Source organism: Syntrophomonas sp. UBA5494, assembly GCF_002426325.1.
In genome coordinates this window covers 12,855-17,591 of the sequence record NZ_DIPG01000140.1, presented here as the reverse complement: position 1 = coordinate 17,591, position 4,737 = coordinate 12,855, and the positions used below count along the sequence as shown (strand labels likewise).

The window sequence follows — 4,737 nt, the reverse complement described above, 5'->3', positions numbered from 1 at the left end:
CTGCTGCCAGCTGATGGTTTTCGTCCACCAGTGCAAGTGATGTGGTATAAGCACTGGTGTCAATCCCCAGAATGTAATTCATTTCTTTTCACCCAGTATTTTATCCAGAATCGCATTAACAAAACCACCCGAGTTCTCATTTCCATAACGCTTGGCTATTTCAATGGCTTCATCTATCACTACCACCGGATGAGTCTCGGTCATATGCAGGATTTCGTAACAGGCCAGCCGCATTACATTACGATCTACCGACAGCATGCGGCTCAATGACCACTCGCGTGAATATTTAGTAATTTTCTCGTCAATTTCGGGTAAGCTCTGTAGACATCCTTCCACCAACTGCCAGGAGAAATCCCGATTGTTATCCTCCAATGGCGTTTGTTCCACCAGATAATTAAAAGCTGCGCGGGCGTCTGCATCGACCTGATCTACCTGAAATAATACTTTGAAAGCTATTTCCCGTGCCTTTCTTCTACTCAAATTAATCCCCTTCCAAAGCTACTTTTCTTTAAACATCTGCTTTAACCAGCTGTCAAAACTTTTATTTTCATCTATTTTTTTACCGATAATATATCCTACTATGATGCAGAAAATAACAAAGAGCGATCGCCAGAAGCCATAGTTTATAAAAATTATGCTGGCAATAAGTCCCAGCACAATACCCATAGTCTTTCCACGATGTTCCTGCAGTATGTATGCCAGAAATTTCTCCCACATGGTAATACCTCCTTGTCTGCTATGTTATTTTCGCTCGGCTTTGAAGTCATCTACCAGTATCTTGACCGCAGCCACCTGGACGCCGCCAATCTTCTCTACGTACTCTTTGACCACCTTCTGAATGGACTGCCCCATTTCTTCCATGCTGTAGTCCGGATTAACCATGAGATGCAAATAGATCTGCAACCCGTCCGGCCGGTTGCTGACCACCGGTCTGATCTCTTTGATGCCTTCTACTTTTTTAACTGCTCGCATGATTATCGTTTTAATGGCCGGTACGGTTATGGAGATTTCACCTGACAGATTGCTGTCAATAACCAGGGATTGAGCGCTTCTTTTAAATTTCAGCCCCCATCCCAGCAAGATTATAGCCAGCACCACCAGTATAATCCCTACCACTCCAGCCATCATACGATTCTGCGAAGTAGCAAAGGCGGCATTAATATAAGCCAGGGGTTGTCCCATGCCAAAAGCACTCATCACCACACTGCCCGCCACAATAAGCAACAACAAATTATAGATAAACAGTACTACGCGCCAGAGTACAGGCATTCCAACATCTCCTTTCAGCCGAATAAGACAGATAACCCCCTGAAAATGTACAGGGGGTTAATACTGCAAAATTAATCATTTACTCAAACTCAGTGTCGTTTGTATCCTGGTCAGCTGCATTCTTTTTCAGAGCCACGCCTACGATGTGAACATTAACCGCGGATACAGTTAGTCCGGTCATGGTTTCCACGGCTGTTTTCACTTCCTGCTGAACGTCCTCCGCTACTTTAGGAATAGGATAGCCAAAAGAGATCGTTATGTATATATTAATACTGGTCTGGTCGTCGATCGTCTCTACCTTGATGCCTTTGCCAAAGTTTTTTCTGCCGAGTTTTTCTACAAAATCCGTTCCCCAGCCGCCGCTAAGTGAAGATACTCCTTCAACTTCGATGGCCGCCAGACCTGCCACGGTAGAAACCACCTCATCAGCAATACGAATGGAACCGAGCTGGTTGTTTATTTCAGACTTCGGCGTTTCCATATTCTCACCTCCAGTTAATTTATACCGCTATTTTACCAGAATCTTACCCAATAGCAAATAGAATTAAACTTTTCTGACCATTTAACTGCCTAAAACTCGTCATCCATACGGCGTTGAATAAAATTTGTATATATTTCACCTTTACGGAAAAAGGCATTATCTAATACCTTCAGATGAAACGGAATCGTGGTTACCAAATTCTCCACTTTGAATTCATTCAAGGCTCTTTTCATCCGGGCAATGGCTTCAGGGCGGTCTTTACCCCACACGATTAGTTTGGCTATCATGGAATCATAAAAAGGAGGAATCTGATAATTACTGTAAATGCATGAATCAACCCGTACCCCGGGTCCCCCCGGAATCAGATATTGTCCCACCCGGCCCGGTGAAGGGCGAAAATCATGATAAGGATCTTCAGCATTAATCCGGCATTCGATAGCCCATCCATTCAGCTTGATATCTTCCTGGGTGTAACTTAATTTTTCTCCCGCCGCTATCCTGATTTGTTCCTTTACTATATCTATTCCGGTTACCATTTCCGTAACCGCATGTTCTACCTGTACCCGGGTGTTCATCTCCATAAAATAAAAGTTCTTGTGTTTATCGACCAGGAACTCGATGGTTCCGGCACTGCTATAGCCTACGCCCTGGGCGGCCTGAACCGCAACCTGCCCCATACGTTCCCTGAACTCGTTATCCACCAGAGTAGAAGGCGATTCTTCCAGCAATTTCTGGTTGCGTCTCTGAATGGAGCAGTCTCTTTCTCCCAAGTGTATAACATTACCGTGCTCATCGGCCAAGATTTGAATTTCTACATGTCGAGGTTCTTCTATATATTTTTCCATATATACTTCGTTATTGCCAAAGGCCGCACCGGCCTCTGCTCTGGCCGTTTGTATGGCTTCTTTCAAGCCTGCCGTACTGTGGGCCAGACGCATGCCTCTGCCGCCGCCTCCGGCCGAAGCCTTTATCAGCACCGGATACCCAATCTGTTCGGCCAGACCGGCCGCTTCCTTATAATTCTCCACTGCCCCCTCGCTTCCCGGTACCAGGGGCACACCTGCCTTTTTAACACATTCCTTGGCTTTTATCTTGTCGCCCATGGTCTGAATAACCTGCGGGCGGGGTCCGATAAATTTTATATCATTGGTCTGACACAACTCGGCAAAATAAGCATTCTCAGCCATAAATCCATAACCGGGGTGAATCGCGTCCGCACCTGTTATATTGGCGGCCGCCAGAATATTGGGTATGTTAAGATAACTTTGCTGGGCAGGTGCCTCACCAATGCACACTGCTTCATCCGCCAGTTGAACATGCAGGCTGTCCTTGTCGGCAGTGGAATATACGGCCACCGTATCTATTCCAAGCTCACGGAAGGCTCTAATTATCCTGAGGGCAATTTCTCCCCGATTAGCAATAAGTATTTTGGAAAACAAGTACTTTACCCCCAGTATCAATCTTTTTCTATACGGAACAATACCGATCCGAACTCAACCGGCTGCGTGTTTTCAACACATATCTCGACTATGGTGCCGGGCTCCTCAGCCTTGATCTCATTCATAAGTTTCATGGCTTCGATTATACATAGGGTCTGCCCCTTCTCCACATGCTGTCCTTCTACAACATAAGCCTTTTCATCCGGAGAAGGCGAGCGATAGAATGTACCTACCATAGGTGACGTAACCTCGGTCAAATTATGCTTGACTTCGGAAGGTTCATTTTTGACCACCACATCTTCAGTAGGGTTGTCCGAGCGGTTAACCGCTTGAACTGCCCCAACCGCTTTACGCAGAATTAACCGGTAATCGTCTTTTTGCAGATCCAGTTCACCAATACCGGTCTGGTCCAATAGAAGCATTAGTTCTCTAATTTCATCCAGATTCATTTCTTCATCTCCCCTGTGGGCTTTCTTAATTATTCTGGGTGCAGGCGGAGCAACCGTTTCTTGCGGTTTTATTTCTTCCCCTACCTCATCCCAGGATGATATCTGCGGAACATCTTCCGCATCACGATTTTGCCTGTATTCAAAAAATTTTAACGCTACCTGCGGGAATAAAATATAGGTCAGGACATCTTCCTCGCTCTCAGCCGTCGCTCCAATCTCCTTTTTGCCTTTTTCCCAGCCCGGTTCCAGAAAATCAGCCGGACGACCGGTTATTACTTCTTCCTGTCCTATTATTTTCCCCTTAATTGCGTCGCTTATAACTACGGGTGGCCGGCCATACAGGCCGCGCACATAATCCTTAACCTCGCCGGGACATAATTTATATCTCTCACCCATTAATACATTCAGTACCGCCTGGATTCCAATTATCTGACTGGTAGGTGTGACCAGAGGCGGATAACCCAGATCCTTTCTTACCTTCGGTATCTCGTTCAAAACTTCGTCCAGACGATCGGAGGCTTTCTGCTCTTCCAGCTGCGATATCAGGTTTGATATCATACCACCCGGAACTTGATGTTCAAAAACCTTCATATCAGATATCTTGGTAACTCCACGTTCAAACCCTTTATGTTTGCGTATTTGTTCAAAATAATTGGCAATGGTAAAAAGTTTATGCAGATCCAGGCCCGTGTCCCACTTCGACCCCTGCAGGGCACGAACAATAGTTTCCACCGGAGGCTGGGATGAACCAAAAGCCATGGGCACGCTGGCAGTATCAACAATATCGACACCGGCTTCGGCCGCTTTCATAATGGAAGCAATGGCCAGACCGCCAATATAATGGGTATGCAGCTGAACCGGCAATCCGACTTTTTCCTTCAGCAGACGCACCAGTTCAAATGAAGCATAAGGAGCCAGTAAACCAGCCATATCTTTAACACATATGGAATCTGCTCCCATATCCTTTAAAGCCAGAGCGGTATTTACAAAATGATCAATCGAATGCGCCGGACTAACCGTATAGACTACGCAGGCCTGGGCATGCATGCCGGTTTTCTTGACTGCCTTCATGCACGTCTCCAGATTTCGGATATCATTA

Annotated in this window: 6 protein-coding genes; all 6 read right to left on the bottom strand. The window is 45.9% G+C overall.

The features are described 5' to 3' along the window. Positions 1-78: 78 nt before the first annotated feature. Complete coding sequence (nusB, locus tag B3W37_RS15770; RefSeq protein WP_483176390.1) at positions 79-480, bottom strand: transcription antitermination factor NusB; 402 nt, start codon at positions 478-480, stop codon at positions 79-81. Positions 481-498: 18 nt separating this feature from the next. Further along, positions 499-717 carry a DUF2273 domain-containing protein gene (locus B3W37_RS15765; protein WP_483176389.1) on the bottom strand — a complete coding sequence of 73 codons (219 nt, stop codon included), beginning with the start codon at positions 715-717 and terminating at the stop codon, positions 499-501. A gap of 24 nt (positions 718-741) precedes the next feature. Then, positions 742-1,269, bottom strand: coding sequence for an alkaline shock response membrane anchor protein AmaP (amaP, locus tag B3W37_RS15760; RefSeq protein WP_483176388.1), 528 nt, complete (start codon positions 1,267-1,269; stop codon positions 742-744). A gap of 79 nt (positions 1,270-1,348) precedes the next feature. Continuing rightward, a complete protein-coding gene (locus B3W37_RS15755) occupies positions 1,349-1,750 on the bottom strand; it encodes an Asp23/Gls24 family envelope stress response protein (RefSeq protein WP_483176387.1) in 402 nt (133 codons plus the stop codon). Between the two features lie 89 nt (positions 1,751-1,839). After that, the gene (gene accC / locus B3W37_RS15750; RefSeq protein ID WP_483176386.1) at positions 1,840-3,189 is read right to left on the bottom strand and encodes an acetyl-CoA carboxylase biotin carboxylase subunit; all 1,350 of its coding nucleotides are present in this window, start codon (positions 3,187-3,189) and stop codon (positions 1,840-1,842) included. Between the two features lie 17 nt (positions 3,190-3,206). Further along, positions 3,207-4,737 (bottom strand): acetyl-CoA carboxylase biotin carboxyl carrier protein (gene accB, locus B3W37_RS15745; protein WP_483176385.1); only part of this gene is annotated, 1,531 nt, incomplete at its 5' end.

Excerpts from the sequence above, each read along its gene's own strand:
- B3W37_RS15765 (WP_483176389.1), bottom strand. The coding sequence starts at position 717 with ATGTGGGAGAAATTTCTGGCATACATACTGCAGGAACATCGTGGAAAG.
- amaP (WP_483176388.1), bottom strand. The coding sequence starts at position 1,269 with ATGCCTGTACTCTGGCGCGTAGTACTGTTTATCTATAATTTGTTGTTG.
- B3W37_RS15755 (WP_483176387.1), bottom strand. The coding sequence starts at position 1,750 with ATGGAAACGCCGAAGTCTGAAATAAACAACCAGCTCGGTTCCATTCGT.